At 64.5% G+C, this 614-nt stretch carries 1 protein-coding gene; it reads left to right on the forward strand.

All coding sequences use genetic code 11. The features are described from left to right. Window positions 1-614, forward strand: a 614-nt coding sequence (locus EOD07_RS36695) for a DUF899 domain-containing protein (protein ID WP_164772973.1), incomplete at both ends; no start/stop codon positions are given.

Consider the following 614-nt stretch of genomic DNA (forward strand, 5'->3'; position numbering starts at 1 on the left):
CCGGTCGTTTCACAGGAAGCGTGGGAAGGCGCCTATGAAGAGATGCTGGTGAAGGAAAAGACCCTGACCCGAGCCCGCGACGCTTTGGCCGCCGAACGCCGCCGCATGCCGTGGATGGAAGTCAAGAAGGACTATGTGTTCGACGGCCCGAACGGCAAGGCGAGCCTGCTCGACCTTTTCGAAGGCCGCCGCCAGCTCGTCGTCTATCGCGCCTTCTTCGAGCCCGGCGTCTTTGGCTGGCCCGAACATGCCTGCCGCGGCTGCTCGCTCGGCGCAGACCAGGTCGGCAACCTCGCCCACCTCAACGCCCGCGACACCACGCTTGCCTATGCCTCGCGGGCGCCGCAGGCCGACATCCAGCGGCTGAAGGAGCGGATGGACTGGAAGATGCCCTGGTACACCATCACCGACAGCTGGGATAAGGATTTCGGCGTCGACGAATGGCACGGCCACAACGTCTTCATCCATGACGGCAAGCGCATCTTCCGCACCTATTTCGTCAACAACCGCGGCGACGAAGCCTTCGGCACCGTCTGGAGCTATCTCGACGTCACGCCGCTCGGCCGCCAGGAGGTGTGGGAGGATTCGCCCGAGGGCTATCCGCAGACCCAGAC

The sequence above is a fragment of the Mesorhizobium sp. M2C.T.Ca.TU.002.02.1.1 genome (assembly GCF_003997225.1).